Source organism: Streptomyces sp. NC-S4 (genome assembly GCF_054353315.1).
In genome coordinates, this window is the sequence record NZ_CM135937.1 from 4348798 (window position 1) to 4367693 (window position 18896).

Genomic DNA, 18896 nt, shown 5'->3' on the forward strand with positions numbered 1-18896 from the left:
CCCGTCACCACCGGCCGCCCCCGGAAAAATCCCTGCCGCGGGGCCGCACGACCGGGCACGCTGGGGCCATGGATGAAAGACGCACCGTGAAGGTGTCGAAGTACGTCTCGAAACACCTGCGACACCAGCCGGAACGGATCGGACTGGTGCTCGACCCCCATGGCTGGGTGGAGATCGACGACCTGCTGCGCGCGGCCGCCGCGCACGGCTTCCGCATCAGCCGGGCCGATCTCGACCACGTCGTCGCCACCAACGACAAGCAGCGGTTCGCCGTCGACGGCACCCGGATCCGGGCCAACCAGGGCCACACCGTCGCCGTCGACCTGGACCTGCCGGAGGCCGAGCCGCCCGCGTACCTCTACCACGGCACCGTCGCCGCGGCCCTGGGCCCGATCCGCACCGAGGGACTGCGCCCCATGGCCCGCCACCATGTTCACCTGTCCCCCGACCGGGAGACCGCCACCCGGGTCGGCGCCCGGCGCGGCCGGCCCGTCGTGCTCGGCGTGAACGCCGGAGCGATGCGGGCGGCCGGGCACGTGTTCCGGGTCAGCGCCAACGGGGTGTGGCTGGTGGACGCCGTGCCGCCGCAGTACATCCGCTTCCAGTAGGTCCGGCCGAGGCCTGCGGAGCCGAGCCGCCGGGGCACCGAGCCGCCGGGGCACCGGAATTTCCGCAGAGATTGTCCGACCATCCCCCTAATCTGTGAACCACTCCGGGATCCGTGAGGGGGGGAACCTCGCGATCACCGAACCATCCCCGTACGCACGCGAGGTGACGCCCCATGACGTCCACGTCCACGTCCCCGTCCACGCCCCCGTCGGCACCCCACAGCTTCCAGGTCGATCTGCGCGGCCTGGTGGACCTCCTGTCCCACCACCTCTACTCCAGTCCGCGCGTCTACGTCCGCGAGCTCCTGCAGAACGCCGTGGACGCGATCACCGCGCGCCATGCCCTCGACCCGGCGGCACAGGTCCGGATCCGGCTCTCGGCCTCCGGCGGCCGGGTGACCATCGAGGACAGCGGCATCGGCCTGACCGCCGACGAGGCCCATTCCCTCCTCGCGACCATCGGCCGCAGCTCCAAGCGCGGTGGCGACGGCGCCGATCTCAACGAGCAGGGCCTGGAAGCGACCCGCCAGGAATTCCTCGGCCAGTTCGGCATCGGCCTGCTCGCCTGCTTCGTCGTGGCCCGCCAGATCCGGGTCGTCACCCGCTCCGCCCGCGACCCCCACGCCACGCCCGTCGAATGGCTGGCCACGGACGACGGTTCCTACACCGTCCGCGAGCTGCCCCACGAGGCCCGGCCGGAGCCCGGCACCACCGTGGTACTGGAGGCCCGCCCGGGCGCCGCGGAATGGGCCGCCCCGGCCAAGGTCGAGGAACTGGCCCGCGACTACGGCTCCCTGCTGCCCTACGAGATCACCTTCGACGACGGCGAGGGCGGCGAGCCGCGCCCCGTCACCGACCGGCCCGCCGTGTGGGACCGCCCCTTCCCCACCCCGGCCGCCCGTCGCGTCGCGCTCGCCGGGCACTGCGCACAGCTCTTCGGTTTCACCCCGCTCGACAGCATCGACCTCGACCTGCCGGTCGCCGGCGTACGGGGAGTGGCGTACGTCCTCCCGGAGCCGACCAGCCCCGCCCACCGGGCCGGACACCGCGTCCACCTCAAGGGCATGCTGCTGACCGACCGGGCCGACAACCTGCTGCCCGACTGGGCGTTCTTCATCCGCGCCGTCCTCGACACGGACACCCTGCGCCCCACCGCCTCCCGCGAGAACCTGTACGACGACGAGACCCTCGCCGCCGTACGGGACGCCCTCGGCGCCCGGGTCCGCGGCTGGCTCGCCGAGCTCGCGGCAAGCGATCCGGACCGCCTGGCCGCCTTCCTGCAGGTCCACCACCTCGGCGTGAAGTCCATGGCCCGCCACGACCCCGAGCTGCTCGGGCTGATGCTGCCGTGGCTGCCGTTCGAGACCAGCGACGGCTCGATGAGCCTCCAGAAGTTCGCGGCCGCCCACACGGACATCCACTTCACCCGCACCGTCGAGGAGTTCCGGCAGATCGCACCGATCGCCGCGGCCCACGGGCTCGGCGTGATCAACGCCGGATACACCTACGACGCGGACCTGCTGGCCCTGCTGCCCGCCGTACGGCCGGAACTCAAGGTCACCGAACTCGACGCCGGGGCCGTCACCGAGCGGCTGGACCCGGTGCCGACCGCGACCGAACTGGCGCTCGCCCCCTTCCTGGCCACCGCGCGCACCCGCCTGGAAGCCCAGGGCTGCGACGTGGTGCTGCGCGCCTTCCAGCCCGTCTCCGTACCCGCGCTCTACCTCGACGACCGGCAGGCCCGCCAGGAACGCGACCGCACCGCCGCGCTGGAGAGCGCCGACTCCCTCTGGAGCGGCATACTCGGCGCCCTGCGCGGCTCCGCGCCCCGCGCCCGTCTGGTCCTCAACCACAACAACCCGCTGATCCGCCGGATCGCCGCGCTGCCCGACGAGGCGCTGACCGGTACGGCCGTCGAGTCGCTCTACGGGCAGGCCCTGCTGATGTCCCAGCGGCCGCTGCGCCCCGCCGACACCACCCTGCTCAACCGGGCCTTCCTCGGGCTCCTGGAATGGGCGACCCACCCCACCGATTCCCGCGACGCGCAGGAGGACCGGAAGTGACGACGCTGACGCGCGAGGAGATCGTGCGGGGGCTGGCGGAGAACCGCGAATCGCCGAACGGCACCGTACGCAACGCGCACGCCGAAGCCCTGGCCGGGGCGGCGGAGACGAGCGGTGACCCGGCCCTGTTCCGCGAGGCGCTGGACAACCTGATCAACTCCTACCTGTACAGCTCCGAGTCGTCCAGGATGCTGGTCCCTTTCGCCCGGCTGCTCCAGGAGTACGACAAGGACCCGGGTGCCTTCTCCCACTGGGAGACGCATTCGCTGTTCTGGCAGTTCAAGTGGGTGGCCTCGGCCATCTCCGACTCTCCCGGCATTCCGCTGGAGTCGGCCACCGGCTGGCTGGACGAGATGGAACGCCGCTACCGGATCGCCGGGTACAGCGAGCGGCCCGTCCGCGAGGCCGAGATGTGGCTCGCCGACGCGATCGGCGAGGACGAGCGCGCCGAGCGCGCCTTCCGGCGCTGGCTGGCCGCCGAGCGCGACGACATGAGCGACTGCCGTGCCTGCGAACTCAACGGGCAGGGCCAGTACGCCGTCCTGCACGGCGACGACGCCGAGGCCCTGGAGCTGTGGAAGCCGGTGCTCGACGGCGACCTGACCTGCGCCGAGGAGCCCCACCGGCTGCTCGCCACCTCACTGCTGCCGCTGCTGCGGCTCGGCCGGGCCGACCAGGCGCGCTCCCACCACCTGCGCGGCTACCGCATGGCCCGCGGCAACGACAGTCTGCTGCCGTCGGTCGGCAAGCACATCGAGTTCTGCGCGCTCACCGGCAACGAATCGCGTGGCCTGGAGATCCTGGCCGACCACGCCGCCCATGTGACGCCGCTCGCCAACCTCGACGACCGGCTGGACTTCCACGGCGGCATCCTCGTGCTGCTGCGCCGCCTGCGGGAGCTGGGGCACGGGCGGACCCCCGCCGTGCCCTACGAAGGAGTCCCCCGAACCGTCGACGAGCTGTACGAGGTGCTGTACGCGGGCTGCCTGGACATCGCCCGGCAGTTCGACGCGCGCAACGGCACGACCCGGGTCTCGGACCGGTTCCTCGCGCAGATGGGCCGCGAGCCGCTGCTGGCCGAGCTGCCGCTGGGGGTGCGCAGTGCGGCGCTGCCGCAGACCACCCCGGCCCCCGCTCCCGCTCCTCCCGGGCCAGGGCCGGCCCGGACGGCTGCCGCCTTCACCGAACTGGTGGAGCGGGCCCGCCACGCCCGGGACCTGGGCCATCCGGGTACGGACGCGCTGTGGGCCGAGGTGGCGGTACGGGTGGACGCACAGCCCGGGGCCGATCCACTGGTCCGCGCCGACCTCGCGGACCAGCAGGCCCTGGCCGCCGGGCGCAGTGGAGCCGAGGAGGCGACGGCACTGCTGAGCGCGGTCCGGGACGACTACCGGGCGCTCGGCCTCGCCGAGCGTGCGGTGCTCGCGGAGCTGCGGCTGGCCGGTGTGGCAGCACAGTCCGGAGCCGCGCCGACGGAGGTACGGGCACTGCTGCGCATCGCCCGCCGGTCCGCCGAGGCACTGGACGCCACCGAGCCGCTGCGGGCCCGGCGCATCGCGCTGGTGGAACTGTCCGGGATCCGGATGGAGTCGTACCTGCGCTCGGTGGAAACACCGGAAGCGCACGGCCACCACGACCACCACGGGGAGCTGGCCGCCGAGCTGACCGACTTCGTCGCCGCCCATGAGGGCACCCTGGCGGACCTGGTGGCGGAGGCCGAGGAGATGCTGGGCCGGGTGGCCCTGACACAGGGCGACCCGGAACGGGCCGTACCGCTGCTCGCGTCGTCCGCCGCGCGGGCCGCCCTGTCGGGCCGGCCGTGGCAGGCCGTGGACCCGCTGGTGCTGCGGGCCGGGGTACTGACGACGCTGGAGCGGCCCGACGAGGCCGAAGTCGCGGCGCGCTCGGCGCTGGAGCACGCCGCCGAGGTGACCGACGCCGAGACGCAGGGCGTCGTACGGCTGACCCTCGCGGACATCCTGCTGCAGCGGGGCGGCGCGGCCGGGGAGAGCGCGGAGCACGCGCTGGCCGCAGCCCACTGGTTCGACCAGGCCGGGCTCACGGCCGACGGCGGTGCGCACGCCCGGCTGCTGCTGGCCCGGGCCTACGCGGGGGAGGGCCGGACCGCCGAGGCGGTGGAGGTCCTGCAGTCGGCGCTGGCGGACCTGCTGGAGCACGGCGACCAGCAGGCGGTGTCCGTACGGGAGTTCCTGGGTGATCTGCTGCGCCGGCTGAACGAGCCCCGGCCGGCGGCCGAGCAGTACCTGCTGGCGGCGGAGGTCACCAAGGGCTGGGAGGATCCACGCCCGCAGGCGGGCCTCGCGCATTCGGCCGCCGACACCCTGAACGACGCCGGACTGGCCGTGGAGGCGGTCGCCGCCTACGAGCGGGCCCTGGAGCTGCACCGGCTGACCGGCGGGGTCCCCGTCGCGGAGGTCCGGATCCTGCGCTCCCTGGCCTGGCTGGGGCTGCGTGAGGAGGTCACCGCCACGACGGTGTCGCAGGCCCGCAAGCGGATGGAGGAGGCCGCCGGGGTGCTGGAGGCGGCCCTTGCCGGGGATCCGGCAGCCTCCGTGCTGCGGTCCGAACTCGCCCAGACCTGGCACCAGCTGGCGCAGGTGCTCGACCGGCACGTCAACACGAACGGGCAGCCCGACGGGCCCACCGACGAGGACGAGGACCAGGAGCTCTCCGGCGCCGGGGCGGAGCCGGCGGCCGGCCTGAGCCCCGCCGAGATCGACGGACTGCGCCTGGAGGAGATCGAACTGTGGGACCGGGCCGCCCGGGTCTACGCCGACCTCGGCCCCGACCATCTGCGGGACCGGTTCCAGTGCCTGAACAACGCGGCCTGGACCGAGCAGGAGCGGGGCGACGCGGACGCGGGCGCCGCGCGCGTCCGCGCGCTGATCGGCGAGGCCCGGGCGCTGCCCGAGGACGACGTGCCGGACTGGCTCCTGCCGTCCGCCGAACGGCTGCTCGCCCAGTTGAACGACGAGGACTAGCCGCCTTCGTACTGATCGTCGTCGCCGCTCCTGCGAGGGGCGACGACGATCGACGGGTCAGCTGTCGAGCTGGGCCAGGGCCTCGGTGGCGATCTTCTCGAACACGGCCTCGTCCGCGGCGAACTCGGAGTCCGGGATCGGGGCGTGGATCACCACTTCGGTGAACCCCAGATCGCGGTGCCGGCCGGCGAAGTCGACGAACGCGTCCACGGACTGCAGCACGGTGTTGGCCTCCGGCGTGAAGCCGGTCAGGAGGATCTTCTCCACCGGCTCCGGGTCCCGCCCGATCTCCAGGCAGGCCGCACCGAGCCGTTCGAGCTGTCCGCGCAGGGCCTCGCGCGACTGCTCGGGCGTGCCCTCCTCGAAGAGCTTCGGGTCACCCGTGGTCACCCAGGCCTGGCCGTGCCGGGCGGCGAGTCGCATCCCGCGCGGTCCGGTCGCGGCGACCGCGAACGGCAGCCGGGGCCGCTGCACGCAGCCGGGGATGTTGCGGGCCTCCTCGGCGGAGTAGAAGGTCCCCTCGTGGCTCACCGATCCCTCGGTCAGCAACTGGTCCAGCAGTGGCACGAACTCGGCGAAGCGGTCGGCGCGCTCACGCGGGGACCAGGCCTCCTGGCCCAGCGCGGTCGCGTCGAAGCCGTTGCCGCCCGCGCCGATGCCGAGGGTGATGCGCCCGCCGGAGATGTCGTCCAGGCTCATGAGGTCCTTGGCGAGGGTCACCGGGTGACGGAAGTTCGGCGAGGTGACGAGCGTGCCCAGGCGCAGCCGCTCGGTGGCGGCGGCCGCCGCGGTCAGGGTGGGCACCGCGCCGAACCACGGGCCGTCGCGGAACGTCCGCCACGACAGGTGGTCGTAGCTGTAGGCGGTGTGGAACCCGAGCTGCTCGGCCCGGAGCCACTGATCGCGTCCTCCCTCGTGCCATCGACGTACCGGAAGGATCACCGTACTCAGACGCAGACTCATGCTTCGAGCCTACGGCGAGCCGATGTTTCACGTGAAACGGCGCCGTTTCACGTGAAACATCGCCCGAGGTGACAGCCTCCCACCCACGGTCAGGACCTCTTCGGCCATGGGCGAAGATGGAGCAGTGACCTCGGCTCCCCAGTGCCCGGACGGGCCAACCCCCACGCCCCGGCTGATCGCCACCGACCTCGACGGCACCCTGCTGCGCGACGACAAGTCCGTCTCGCCGCGCACGGTCGCCGCACTCGCCGCCGCCGAGGAGGCCGGAATCGAGGTCTTCTTCGTCACCGGCCGCCCGGCCCGCTGGATGGACGTGGTCAGCGACCATGTCCACGGCCACGGCCTGGCGATCTGCGCCAATGGCGCGGCGGTGGTCGACCTGCACGCCGGACGAGAATTCGTTCAAGTCAGGGCCCTTCCCCGGGTGGCCGCGCTCGCCGTTGTCGAGGCCCTGCGGGCCGCGGCACCCGGCACTTCCTTCGCGGTCGAGCTGACCACCGGCATCAATTACGAGCCGACGTACCCGCCCTTCTTCAAGGACCCGGGTGCCCGGGTCGCCACCGCCGAGAAACTGCTGCACGAGGACACGGACGAAGACTCCGAACCCGTGCTCAAGCTGCTGGCGCACCATGCCGAGCTGGCCCCGGACGAGTTCCTGGCGCTGGCACGCTCCGCCGCCGGTGGGTACGCGTCGATCACCCGGTCCAGCCCCACCTCGCTGCTGGAGGTGAGCGGGCCGGGCGTGTCCAAGGCGAGCACCCTGGCTCTGTGCTGCGCCGAGCGGGGCATTTCCCCCGCCGAGGTCGTCGCCTTCGGGGACATGCCGAACGACGTGGAAATGCTCAGCTGGGCGGGCACCTCGTACGCCATGGGAAACGCCCACCCGGACGTGATCGCGGCCGCGTCGGGCCGTACGGTCGCCAACAACGAGGACGGCGTCGCCCTCGTCATCGAGCGCATCCTGGCCGACCGGACCGCGGCGCAGGAGGCTTAGGCCGTCTCTTTCGGATCCTGCCGGGCCCTAGACCGGCTCGAGCGGGGCCTCCCAGACCACGGTGGTCCCTCCGCCGTCCTCGCCGATGCCCGGGCCGTACGAGCTCGCGCCCCCCAGCGACTCGGCCCGCCGGCGCAGGTTCCGCAGACCGCTGCGGCGGCCGCCCTCCGGGATGCCCACCCCGTCGTCGGCGACCTCGAGCCGTACCCCGGGCCGACCGTCGGCGAGCGTGATGGTGGAGTCGATGACCACGTCGATCCTCGTCGCCTCGGCGTGACGGAAGGCGTTCGACAGGGCCTCGCGCAGCGCGGCGATCAGGTTCTTGCCCACCAGCTCACCGACGACCGTGTCGACCGGACCGAGGAAGCGGTGCGCGGGCTTGAAGCCCAGGGGCACCGCGGCCATGTTGATCTCCCGGAGCACCCGGGTGCGCAACCCGGACGGAGCCTCCGCCGGACCCTGTTGGAGGGCGAAGATCGCGGTGCGGATCTCCTGGATCGTCACGTCCAGTTCGTCCACGGCCTTGCCCACGCCGTCGCGCACCTCGGGCACGATGGACCGGCGCTGGGCGCCCTCCAGCATCAGCCCGGTGGCGAAGAGCCGCTGGATGACCAGGTCGTGCAGGTCGCGGGCGATCCGGTCGCGGTCCTCGAACACCGCCAGCCGCTCCCGGTCGCGCTGGGCTTCGGCCATCATCAGGGCGAGCGCGGCCTGCGAGGCGAACTGGGTGGCCAGGGTCCGCTCGGCCTCGGTGAAAGGACGCCCGCCGCGGGGCCGGGGAGTGACCAGCGCGCCCAGCACCCGCCCGCCGCTCTGCAGCGGCAGCAGCATGCACGGGCCGTACGGGCGGGTGAGCTCACTGGTCGTGCGGGGGTCGGACGCGGCGTCGTCCACGAAGACCGGATCGCCCTCCAACAGCCGGTCCACCACCGGGCTCCCGGCCGGGACCACCACACCGAGCGAGGTGGCCGGGTTCTCGGAGGAGACCGCGACGATCTCCATGCCGCCCTCCTCGGCCGGCAGCATGACGATCCCGGCGGCGGAGTCGGCCAGCCGGCGTGCCTGTTCGGCGACCACCGCGAGCGCGTCGTCCGCGTCCCCGCCGGACAGGAGGGCGGTGGTGACGGCCACCGAGCCGTCGATCCAGCGTTCGCGCTGAGTGGCGGCCTCGTACAGCCGGGCGTTGCCGATGGCGATGCCCGCTTCGGTGGCCAGTACCCGGACCATGTGGACGTCGTAGTCGTTGAACTCGCCGCCGCCGTTCTTCTCGGCGAGGTAGAGATTGCCGAAGATCTCCCCCTGCACCCGGATCGGCACTCCGAGGAAGGTCTTCATGGGCGGGTGGTGCGGCGGGAACCCGGCCGAGCGCGGGTCCTTCGTCAGATCGGCGAGCCGCACCGTGTCGGAGTGCGAGATCAGCGCTCCGAGCAGGCCCCGCTTCCCGTCGGGACGGTGCCCGATCTTCCGGGCCTGTGCGGAGCCGATCCCGTGGGTGACGAAGTCCGAGAGCCCGCGGCCCTCCGTGTCGACGACACCGATCGCCGCGTAGCGGGCGTCCGCGAGCTCGGCCGCGGTCTCACAGATGCGGTCCAGCGTGGAGTGCAGCTCGAGCCCGGTCCCGACCGATCTCATGGCCTCCAGCAGTTGCGGTACGCGGGCCGTGAGCTCGGTGGACAGGCCGTGCAGACTACTGGTGGCCCGGGTGGCGGCCACCAGGGGATCCGGTGATGGACCCGGTGGGGAATCCGGCGATTCCTGCGACTGCTGCGCTGACATGGTCCTGAGCGTAGTTAGTCCCTATTGGCGGGGAAAGTTGGCCAAAGTTCCGTCCGTTGCCCTTTCGCGTTCCAGCAGCCGACGCAACGGTCCCTCGGCGGTGGCCAGCTCCGTGTACGGGCCGCGCTGCACGACCTCGCCGCGGTCCAGCACGAGCACCTCGTCGACGGCCTCCAGGCCCGCCAGCCGGTGCGTGATCAGCACGGTGGTCCGGCCCTCGGTCGCGGCCAGCAGGTCCGCCGTCAGGGCGTCCGCCGTGGCCAGGTCCAGATGCTCGGCCGGCTCGTCCAGGACCAGGACGGGGAAGTCCGCGAGCAGCGCCCGGGCCAGGGCCAGCCGCTGGCGCTGACCGCCCGAGATCCGCTCGCCGTGCTCGCCGACCAGCGTGTCCAGCCCGTCAGGAAGGCCGTCGGCCCACTCCAGCAGCCGGGCCCCGGCCAGTGCCTGCCGTAGCTGCTCCTCGCTCGCCCCGGTCCGGGCCAGACGCAGGTTCTCCCGTACCGAGCTGTCGAAGATGTGCGCGTCCTGGGCGCACAGGCCCACGAAGGCCCGTACGTCGTCACCGTCGAGCGTGCGCGCGTCGCTCCCACCCAGGCTGTAGGCACCTTCGGCCGGGTCCAGGAACCGGAGGAGGACCTGGGCCAGGGTGGTCTTGCCGGACCCCGACGGACCCACGACGGCGATGCGCCGGCCTGCCTCCAGGGTCAGGTCCACGTCGCGCAGGGCCGCACGCTCCTGGCCGGGGTGGCGGGCGGTGAGCCCCGTCAGCCGCAGCGGAAACGGCGAGGCGGGGACCGCTGCGGGCTGCTCCGGCTCGGCGACCGGGACCGGCGCGTCGATGACCTCGTAGACCCGCTCGGCGCTACGGCGCACCCGCTGGCGGTACTGGACGGCGAGCGGAAGTCCGTTCACCGCTTCGAAGGCGGCCAGTGGTGTCAGGACCGCGACGGCCATGGCCACCCCGGACAGCCGTCCGTCGTGAACGGCGTCCGCGGCAACGGCCGCGGCGGCCACGACGGTGAGCCCGCACACCAGGGCCGACAGCCCACCGCCCAGCCCGGCCGCGGCCGAGCCCCGCGCGGCGATGCGCGTCAGCAGGGCGTCGCTCTCGCGTGTCCGGCCCTTGCGGTCCTCCAGCGCACCGGCCACGGTCAGCTCCGCGGTCCCGGTGAGCAGATCGGCCACCCGGGTGGCGAGTTCGCCCCGGGCGGGCGCGAGCCTCCGCTCCGCACGGCGGGCGCAGGCGCCGCTGACCAGCGGTACCCCGACACCGGCGGCGAGCAGTCCGACGGCGAGTACGGCTCCGGCCGCGGGCAGCAGCCACGCGGTGAAGGCGACCGAACCCGTTCCGACGAGCAGGGCCGTACCGACGGGCAGCAGCCAGCGCAGCCAGTAGTCCTGCAGGGTGTCGGTGTCGGCCACCAGCCGGGCCAGCAGGTCCCCCCGCCGGTGCTCGCGCAGCCCGGCGGGAGCGATGCGCTCCAGTCGGCGGTACACGGAGACCCGCAGGTCGGCGAGCATCCGCAGCACGGCGTCGTGCGAGACGAGCCGCTCGGCGTACCGGAAGACGGCGCGGCCCATTCCGAAGGCCCGGGTGGCCGTGACGGCCACCATCAGATAGAGCACGGGCGGCTGCTGCGAAGCCCGCGAGATCAGCCAGCCCGACACGGCCATCAGGCCGACGCTGCATCCGACGGCCAGCGCTCCGAGCAACAGTCCGAGCCTGAAACGCCCTTGCCATGCCCGGGCGACCGCCCGCACCCGGCGCAGCGGATCACCGGCCCCACCCGAACCTGCCGGGCCCGAACCGGCCTCACCCGAACCTGCCAGGCCCGAACCGACCGAACCCGAACCGACCGCCCCCGAACCGGCCGCGCCCGAGTCGCCGGTGGTCGCCGCCCGCTCGCGCGCCGCACCGAGGATCCACTCCCCGGCGTCCGGAACGTGCTCGCCGCGGTCACCGGCCGCCCCGGAGGACAGCAGTTCGGCGCCGACCGGGGAAGCAGCGCGGCGGGGGAGTGTCCCCCCGGCCGCAGACCCCCCGGGGCCGTCGCCCGCCGCCATCGCGACCACCCGGTCCGCGACGGCCAGCAGCGCCGGCCGGTGCACGACCAACAGCACGGTCCGCCCCGCGGACAGCCGCCGGACCGCGTCCACGATCCCCGCCTCGGTCTCGCCGTCCAGCGCCGCCGTCGGCTCGTCCAGCAGCAGCACGGGCCGGTCCGCCAGGAACGCGCGTGCCAGGGCCAGCCGCTGCCGCTGGCCGGCGGACAGTCCCACACCGCCCTCGCCCAGCGGGGTCTGCACCCCGCGCGGCAGCGCGGTCACGAACTCCCAGGCCCCGGCGTCCTTCAATGCCTCGGCCACATCGGCGTCGGAGGCACCCACGCGGGCCAGCCGCACGTTCTCGGCGATCGTGCCCGCGAACAGGTGCGGCCGCTGCGGCACCCAGGCGATCTGCTGCCGCCACTGCGCCGGCGCCAGCTCGGCCAGGTCCACGCCCGCGACCCGGACCCGCCCGGCGGTCGGCGCCACGAAGCCCAGCAGCACCTGGAGCAGTGTGGACTTCCCCGCTCCGCTCGGGCCGGTGAGGGCCACGCACTCCCCCGGTCCGACGGTGAGGGAGACGGGCCGGGGCGAGTCCGCGCCGCGGCCCTCGTAGCGGACGGCGATCCCCTCGATCTCGATCCGCAGGGGGGCGCCGACCGGCAGCCCGGCCGTACCGCCCGTACCGGGGACGGGGGTCTCCAGGACCTCGAAGATCTCCTCGGCGGCCGCCAGCCCTTCGGCGGCCGCGTGGTACTGGGCCCCCACCTGTCGCAGCGGCAGGTACGCCTCGGGCGCCAGGATCAGGATGACCAGCCCGGTGTAGAGGTCCAGCTCGCCGTGGACCAGCCGCATGCCGATGGTCACGGCCACCAGGGCCACCGACAGGGTCGCCAGCAGTTCCAGGGCGAAGGAGGAGAGGAAGGCGATGCGCAGGGTCCGCATCGTCGCGCGCCGGTAGTCATCGGTGATCTTGCGGATCGACTCGGCCTGCGCCTTGGCCCGGCCGAAGACCTTCAGGGTGGGAAGTCCCGCCACCACGTCGAGGAAGTGTCCGGAGAGCCGGGACAGCAGCCGCCACTGGCGGTCCATCCGGGACTGGGTGGCCATGCCGATGAGGATCATGAACACGGGGATCAGGGGCAGCGTCACCACGATGATGGCCGCCGACACCCAGTCCTCGGTGACGACGCGGGCCAGCACGGCGACCGGCACGACCACCGCGAGCCCCAGCTGGGGAAGGTAGCGGGAGAAGTAGTCGTCGAGCGCGTCCACGCCCCGGGTGGCCAGTGACACCAGCGATCCGGTGCGCTGTCCGGCCAGCCATCCGGGCCCGAGCTCCGCCGCCCGGTCCAGCAGCCTGCCCCGCAGCTCCGACTTGACCGCCGCGCCCGCCCGGTGTGCGGCCAGCTCGGTGAGCCAGGCGGTCAGAGCGCGCCCGAGCGCCACCGCCGCGAGCAGCAGCAATGGCGTCCGGAGCGCCTGGCCGTCGAGGCCCCCTTCGAAGGCTCCGACCACGATCTCGGCGATCAGCATCGCCTGACCGACGACCAGCCCCGCCCCGGCAAGACCCAGGGCCACCACCGCCCCCAGGAAGAGGCGGGTGGAACGGGCGTACCGCAGCAGGCGCGGGTCGATCGGTTTCACGTGAAACATCCCCTCGGGGAGGTCGTCAGCCGGACGGGCGGGTCATACGTCGCGGGGACTCGGTTCGGAACTCAGTGCACATCGACGATGTGCTGCGTCCCGATCCGCTTGCGGAACACCCAGTACGTCCAGCCCTGGTAGAGCAGTACGAGCGGGGTGGCCACGGCCGCACACCAGGTCATGATCTTCAGGGTGTACGCGCTGGACGAGGAGTTGGTGACCGTGAGGTTCCAGGCCTCGTTCAACGAAGACGGCATGACGTTCGGGAAGAGCGTGAGGAAGAGCATCGCGACGGCCGCCGCGATGGTGACCCCGGACAGTGCGAACGACCAGCCCTCGCGGCCGGCCAGGTTGCAGCCGAGGGCCCCCACCAGCGCCAGCACCGCGACGATCATCGCGATCAGGCTCTGCCCGTCACCGCGCGAGACCTGGGTCCAGATCAGGAAGACCAGGGCCACCACGGCGGTGACCACACCCAGCCGGGTCGCCAGCTTCCGCGAGCGGTCCCGGATGTCACCGACCGTCTTGAGCGAGACGAAGACCGTGCCGTGGAAGGTGAACAGCGTGAGGGTGACCAGTCCGCCGAGGATCGAGTAGACGTTGAGCAGGTCGAGGAAGGTGCCGACGTATTCCTTGTTCTCGTCGATCTTGACGCCGCGCACGATGTTGGCGAAGGCGACGCCCCACAGGAACGCGGGGATCAGCGAGGTCCAGAAGATCGCGTGTTCCCAGTTGGTCTGCCACCGGTCCTCGGGGCGCTTGTGCCGGTACTCGAAGGCGACGCCACGGATGATGAGGCAGATCAGGATGAGCAGCAGCGGCAGGTAGAAGCCCGAGAAGAGGGTGGCGTACCAGTCGGGGAAGGCGGCGAAGGTGGCACCGCCCGCGGTGAGCAGCCAGACCTCGTTCCCGTCCCACACGGGCCCGATCGTATTGATCAGGACCCGCTTCTCCGTGCGGTCACGGGCGAGCAGCTTGGTCAGTACGCCGACTCCGAAGTCGAAGCCCTCCAGGAAGAAGTAGCCGGTCCACAGGACGGCGATGAGTACGAACCAGACATCGTGGAGTTGCATGGTGTGCGCTCCTCGGCCTCAGTACGAGAAGGCCATCGGCCGGTCGGGGTTCTTGTCGTCCCCACCGATCTTGGTGGGTGGGTTGAGGTCTGCCTCGGTGAGTTCGGGCGGCCCTGCCTTGACGTACTTGACGAGGAGCCTGACCTCGATCACGGCCAGCACCGCGTACAGGAGCGTGAACCCGATCATCGAGGTGAGCACCTCGGCCTGGGAGACGTTCGGCGAGACCGCGTCCCTGGTGCGCAGGACTCCGTAGACGACCCAGGGCTGGCGGCCCATCTCGGTGAAGATCCAGCCCCAGGAGTTGGCTATGAGCGGGAAGCCCATCGTCCAGAGCGCGACGATCCAGTACAGGTTGGTGAACTTCGGGCTCAGCGGCTTCTTGAACAACACCAGGTGGGGAACCTCGTCCTCGCCGGTCCGCAACTGCGCCGGCAGCATGAACCGCTTGCGGGTCAGCCACAGACCCAGCACTCCGATGCCGAGGGAAGCCATGCCGAAGCCGATCATCCAGCGGAAGCCCCAGTAGGCGACGGCGATGTTGGGCCGGTAGTCGCCGGGGCCGTACTTCTCCTGCTCGGCCTTGTTGACGTCGTTGATGCCCGGGACGAAGGAGGTGAAGTCGTCGTTGGCCAGGAAGGACAGCAGGCCGGGGATCTCTATCGCCACCTTGTTGTGGCCCTTGTCGACGTCTCCGTAGGCGAAGACGGAGAAGGGCGCGGGCGCCTCGCCGTCCCACAGCGCTTCCGCGGCGGCCATCTTCATGGGCTGCTGCTTGTACATCACCTTGCCGAGCAGGTCACCGCTGATCGCGGTGCCCATACCGGCGATGATCATGACGACCAGGCCGAGGCGCAGCGAGCTGCGCATCACGGGGACGTGCTTCTTGCGCGCCAGGTGGAAGGCGGAGATTCCGACCATGAACGCGCCGCCGACCAGGAAGGCGGCCGTGATGGTGTGGAAGAACTGGGTGAGCGCGGTGTTCTGGGTCAGCACGAGCCAGAAGTCGGTGAGCTCGGCCCGGCCCCGCTCCTCGTTGATCCGGTACCCGACCGGGTGCTGCATCCAGGAATTGGCCGCCAGGATGAAATAGGCGGACAGGACGGTGCCCATGGACACCATCCAGATGCACGCCAGGTGGATCTTCTTCGGCAGCTTGTCCCAGCCGAAGATCCACAGACCGATGAAGGTCGACTCGAAGAAGAAGGCGATCAGTGCCTCGAAGGCCAGGGGGGCCCCGAAGATGTCGCCGACGAATCGCGAGTAGTCGGACCAGTTCATGCCGAACTGGAACTCCTGGACGATGCCGGTGACGACACCCATCGCGATATTGATCAAGAAGAGCTTTCCCCAGAACTTCGTGGCCCTGAGGTACTTCTCCTTCTCGGTGCGCACCCACGCCGTCTGCAAGCCCGCCGTCAGAGCGGCGAGCGAGATCGTCAGGGGTACGAAGAGGAAGTGGTAGACGGTCGTAATGCCGAACTGCCATCGCGCCAATGTCTCCGGCGCCAAAGCTAGGTCCACGTCGTCTTCTCCTTGTCGTCGCCGTGGTCACAGCCGCAGTCTGCCTGGCGGGTTCCTTCCATATCGGGAGGAAGCAGGACACGCTTGTGAACGCGTTCACATTCACAAGCATTATGTCGCACCACTCTCGGCCACCTTCGGGCGGGGTACCCCTCTAGCCAATCGATTCAACAGATTGTTGAATTCGGCTCATGCAGATACGAATCTCCTGGCCCGCGGGCCAGCTCACCGCAACCCTCGACGAGACCCCGACCAGCAAGGCGCTGGCCGAGGCCCTTCCGATTTCCGCCTCCGCCAACACCTGGGGCGAGGAGGTCTACTTCGACACCGGGGTCTCGGCCGCGCTGGAGGACGACGCCCAGCAGGTCGTCGCCCCCGGCACCGTCGCGTTCTGGACCGAGGGCGACGCTCTCGCGCTGCCCTACGGCCCCACGCCCATCTCACGCGGAGGCGAGAGCCGCCTCGCGAGCCCGTGCAACGTGCTCGGCTCGTTCGACGGCGACCCCCGCCTGCTGTCCACGGTCCGCGACGGCGACCCCGTCCGCGTGGAACTCGTCTGAGCCCGGCCGTACCGCCTAGAGCTCCTTGAAGAACGCCTCGGCCGTGTGCAGGAAGAGGTCGTTCGCCTCGGTCTCACCGATCGTGACCCGCAGGCCCTCGCCCGCGAAGGGCCGGACCACCACACCGGCCTTCTCGCAGGCCGCCGCGAACTCGGCGGTCCGCTCGCCCAGCCGCATCCACACGAAGTTCGCCTGCGTGTCCGGAACGGTCCAGCCCTGGGCGACCAGCGTCTCGTGCACGCGCGCGCGCTCGCTCACCAGCGCCCCGACGCGGCCCATCAGCTCGTCCTCGGCGCGCAGCGAAGCCACCGCCGCGTCCTGCGCGAGCTGGCTGACCCCGAAGGGCACCGCCGTCTTGCGCAGCGCCGCGGCAACCGGCTCGTGCGCGACCGCGAAGCCGACCCGCAGCCCGGCCAGCCCGTACGCCTTGGAGAACGTGCGCAGCACGGCGACGTTCGGGCGGTCACGGTAGAGCTCGATGCCGTCCGGCACGTCCGCGTCCCGCACGAACTCGCGGTACGCCTCGTCCAGGACCACCAGGATGTCCGACGGCACCCGGTCCAGGAAGCGCTCCAGCTCGGCGCGGCGCACGGCCGTACCGGTGGGGTTGTTCGGGTTGCAAACGAAGATCAGCCGGGTCCGGTCGGTGATCGCCGCGGCCATCGCGTCCAGGTCGTGCACATCGCCGTCGGTGAGCGGAACCCGCACCGAGGTCGCGCCCGAGATCTGCGTGATGATCGGGTACGCCTCGAAGGAGCGCCAGGCGTAGATCACCTCGTCGCCCGGGCCGGCGGTCGACTGGATCAGCGACTGGGCCACGCCGACCGAACCGGTGCCCGTGGCGATGTGCTCGACCGGCACGCCGAAGCGCTCGGCGAGCTCGGTCACGAGGCCGGTGCAGGCCATGTCGGGGTACCGGTTGAAGTTCCCGGCCGCGGCCACCGCGGTCTCCAGCACGCCCGACAGCGGCGGGTACGGGTTCTCGTTCGAGGACAGCTTGTACGCGACAGGCCCTCCCGCGGCAGCCGGCTTGCCGGGCTTGTATGTCGGAATGCCGTCCAGCTCGGCGCGCAGCTTCGGGCTCTTCTCGCTCACCGCAGGTCCTCCTCGACCGTCCCGTACGACGTCGCCGTCGACTCAATACTGCTCACCTTATGAGGATTCCGCCGTTCCGAGAATGGGGGCGCCAGGAATGCGGGGGAGCGCACGCATATATGCGCGCGCCGGTGGCCCGCGCCGTGGCGCGCATCCCTCGTGCAGGTGAGTTGAGAACGGCCCCAGATCGCATCGTTTTGGCATGCTCGGGCCCGACAACAAGCTTCACCCTCACCCTCAGCGACCAAAAACCTTTATTTCCAAGGTCATTGGGGGTGGCGAACCATGCAGAAACGTGCCTGTCAACGCCTGCATATGCACCCAGACCACCCTCCCCACCGAGCCCTACTATCGGCTCGCCATGACAGCAGCAGGGAAGCATCAGGTGAGCCGGACCGAGACCACCCGGCGGGCCGCCGGCCGACAGGGCCGGGCCGGCATCAGGGACGTGGCCGCCGCGGCGGGCGTCTCCATCACGACCGTCTCCGACGCGCTCAATGGCAAGGGACGGCTGCCCGACGCCACCCGCCGCCACGTTCGCGAAGTGGCCGACAGACTGGGCTACCGCCCGTCGGCCGCCGCCCGCACCCTTCGTACCGGCAAGTCCGGCCTCATCGGCCTGACCGTGACGACGTACGGGGATGAACCTTTCACCTTCACCGAATTCGCCTACTTCGCCGAGATGGCCAGGGCCGCCACCTCCGCCGCGCTCGCCCGCGGCTACGCCCTGGTCATCCTCCCCGCCACCTCCCGCCACGACGTGTGGTCCAACGTCGCCCTCGACGGCACCGTCGTCATCGACCCCTCCGACCACGATCCCGTCGTCACCGAACTGGTCCGCCAAGGCCTGCCCGTGGTCTCCGACGGCCGCCCCGCGGGCTCCCTCCCCGTCACCGCCTGGGTCGACAACGACCACGAGGCCGCCGTACTCGGCCTGCTCGACCACCTCGCCGCCGCCGGCGCCCGCCGGATCGGCCTGCTGACCGGGACCACCACCGACACCTACACCCGGCTCTCCACCACCGCCTACCTCAGCTGGTGCGAGCGCGTCGGCCAGGACCCCGTCTACGAGTCCTACCCCGCCCACGACCCGTGCGCGGGCGCGGTGGCCGCCGACCGGCTCCTCGCCCGTCCCGACCGGCCCGACGCGGTCTACGGGCTCTTCGACCCCAACGGCACCGATCTGCTCGCCGCCGCCCGCCGCTACGGCCTGCGCGTCCCCGAGGACCTGTTGCTCGTGTGCTGCAGCGAGTCCACCGTCTACGCCAACACCGAGCCGCCCATCACCACCCTGTCCCTCAAACCCCGCCGCATCGGCACCGCCGTCGTGCAGCTGCTCATCGACGCGATCGAGGGAGTGAACACCGGACGCCCCGTCGAGCAGGTCGTCCCGACGGAACTCATCATCCGCACCTCGTCGCAGCGCAGGCAGCCCCGCACGACCGTCAGCCCGCCCCGTTCGCCGGCCCAGGACTGACCGACAGACCGTCCGGTCGGCCTGCCGAAGGGCCGCCCGAGGACCGTCCGAGGAACATCCGACGACCG

Annotated in this window: 12 protein-coding genes; 6 read left to right on the plus strand and 6 right to left on the minus strand. The window is 71.6% G+C overall.

Features of this window, described 5'->3' with window-relative positions; genetic code table 11:
* Positions 1–68 precede the first annotated feature (68 nt).
* The 3 genes from ACXNSR_RS19405 to ACXNSR_RS19415 all read left to right on the plus strand — a co-directional run bounded on the left by ACXNSR_RS19405 (position 69) and on the right by ACXNSR_RS19415 (position 5673).
* Entirely contained in the window at positions 69–608 is a 540-nt protein-coding gene (locus ACXNSR_RS19405) for an RNA 2'-phosphotransferase (RefSeq protein ID WP_458636823.1), read from the plus strand.
* 173 nt (positions 609–781) lie between these two features.
* Positions 782–2671, plus strand: coding sequence for an HSP90 family protein (locus ACXNSR_RS19410; protein WP_458636824.1), 1890 nt, complete (start codon positions 782–784; stop codon positions 2669–2671).
* On the plus strand, positions 2668–5673 hold the full coding sequence (locus ACXNSR_RS19415; protein WP_458636825.1) for a tetratricopeptide repeat protein: 3006 nt from the start codon (positions 2668–2670) through the stop codon (positions 5671–5673). The genes ACXNSR_RS19410 and ACXNSR_RS19415 overlap by 4 nt, the downstream gene beginning before the upstream one ends.
* A gap of 57 nt (positions 5674–5730) precedes the next feature.
* Here ACXNSR_RS19415 and ACXNSR_RS19420 read toward each other — a convergent pair whose 3' ends face one another.
* A complete protein-coding gene (locus ACXNSR_RS19420) occupies positions 5731–6636 on the minus strand; it encodes an LLM class flavin-dependent oxidoreductase (protein WP_458636826.1) in 906 nt (301 codons plus the stop codon).
* A 106-nt stretch (positions 6637–6742) separates the two neighbouring features.
* Here ACXNSR_RS19420 and ACXNSR_RS19425 point away from each other — a divergent pair, with 106 nt between their 5' ends.
* Positions 6743–7630, plus strand: a complete 888-nt coding sequence (locus ACXNSR_RS19425) for a Cof-type HAD-IIB family hydrolase (protein WP_458636827.1) — start codon at positions 6743–6745, stop codon at positions 7628–7630.
* A gap of 27 nt (positions 7631–7657) precedes the next feature.
* Here the strand turns inward: ACXNSR_RS19425 and ACXNSR_RS19430 are convergent, their stop codons facing one another.
* The 4 genes from ACXNSR_RS19430 to ACXNSR_RS19445 all read right to left on the minus strand — a co-directional run bounded on the left by ACXNSR_RS19430 (position 7658) and on the right by ACXNSR_RS19445 (position 15696).
* Entirely contained in the window at positions 7658–9406 is a 1749-nt protein-coding gene (locus ACXNSR_RS19430) for a sensor histidine kinase (RefSeq protein WP_458636828.1), read from the minus strand.
* A 21-nt stretch (positions 9407–9427) separates the two neighbouring features.
* Entirely contained in the window at positions 9428–13099 is a 3672-nt protein-coding gene (gene cydD, locus ACXNSR_RS19435) for a thiol reductant ABC exporter subunit CydD (protein WP_458636829.1), read from the minus strand.
* 71 nt (positions 13100–13170) lie between these two features.
* Positions 13171–14172: a cytochrome d ubiquinol oxidase subunit II gene (cydB, locus tag ACXNSR_RS19440; protein WP_458636830.1), complete on the minus strand. Its 1002-nt coding sequence runs from the start codon at positions 14170–14172 to the stop codon at positions 13171–13173.
* An 18-nt stretch (positions 14173–14190) separates the two neighbouring features.
* Positions 14191–15696, minus strand: a complete 1506-nt coding sequence (locus ACXNSR_RS19445; protein WP_458636831.1) for a cytochrome ubiquinol oxidase subunit I — start codon at positions 15694–15696, stop codon at positions 14191–14193.
* 191 nt (positions 15697–15887) lie between these two features.
* Here ACXNSR_RS19445 and ACXNSR_RS19450 point away from each other — a divergent pair, with 191 nt between their 5' ends.
* Positions 15888–16256, plus strand: a complete 369-nt coding sequence (locus ACXNSR_RS19450; protein ID WP_458636832.1) for a cyclophilin-like fold protein — start codon at positions 15888–15890, stop codon at positions 16254–16256.
* Positions 16257–16271: 15 nt separating this feature from the next.
* Here ACXNSR_RS19450 and hisC read toward each other — a convergent pair whose 3' ends face one another.
* A complete protein-coding gene (hisC, locus tag ACXNSR_RS19455; protein WP_458636833.1) occupies positions 16272–17351 on the minus strand; it encodes a histidinol-phosphate transaminase in 1080 nt (359 codons plus the stop codon).
* A gap of 361 nt (positions 17352–17712) precedes the next feature.
* Between hisC and ACXNSR_RS19460 the strand changes: the two genes are divergently transcribed.
* Entirely contained in the window at positions 17713–18828 is a 1116-nt protein-coding gene (locus ACXNSR_RS19460) for a LacI family DNA-binding transcriptional regulator (RefSeq protein ID WP_030010171.1), read from the plus strand.
* The last annotated feature ends 68 nt before the right edge of the window (positions 18829–18896 follow it).

Coding starts and splice junctions, on each gene's coding strand:
- ACXNSR_RS19425 (WP_458636827.1), top strand. CDS start 6,743: ATGGGCGAAGATGGAGCAGTGACCTCGGCTCCCCAGTGCCCGGACGGG.
- ACXNSR_RS19405 (WP_458636823.1), top strand. CDS start 69: ATGGATGAAAGACGCACCGTGAAGGTGTCGAAGTACGTCTCGAAACAC.
- ACXNSR_RS19420 (WP_458636826.1), bottom strand. CDS start 6,636: ATGAGTCTGCGTCTGAGTACGGTGATCCTTCCGGTACGTCGATGGCAC.
- ACXNSR_RS19430 (WP_458636828.1), bottom strand. CDS start 9,406: ATGTCAGCGCAGCAGTCGCAGGAATCGCCGGATTCCCCACCGGGTCCA.
- ACXNSR_RS19410 (WP_458636824.1), top strand. CDS start 782: ATGACGTCCACGTCCACGTCCCCGTCCACGCCCCCGTCGGCACCCCAC.
- ACXNSR_RS19450 (WP_458636832.1), top strand. CDS start 15,888: ATGCAGATACGAATCTCCTGGCCCGCGGGCCAGCTCACCGCAACCCTC.
- ACXNSR_RS19460 (WP_030010171.1), top strand. CDS start 17,713: ATGACAGCAGCAGGGAAGCATCAGGTGAGCCGGACCGAGACCACCCGG.
- cydB (WP_458636830.1), bottom strand. CDS start 14,172: ATGCAACTCCACGATGTCTGGTTCGTACTCATCGCCGTCCTGTGGACC.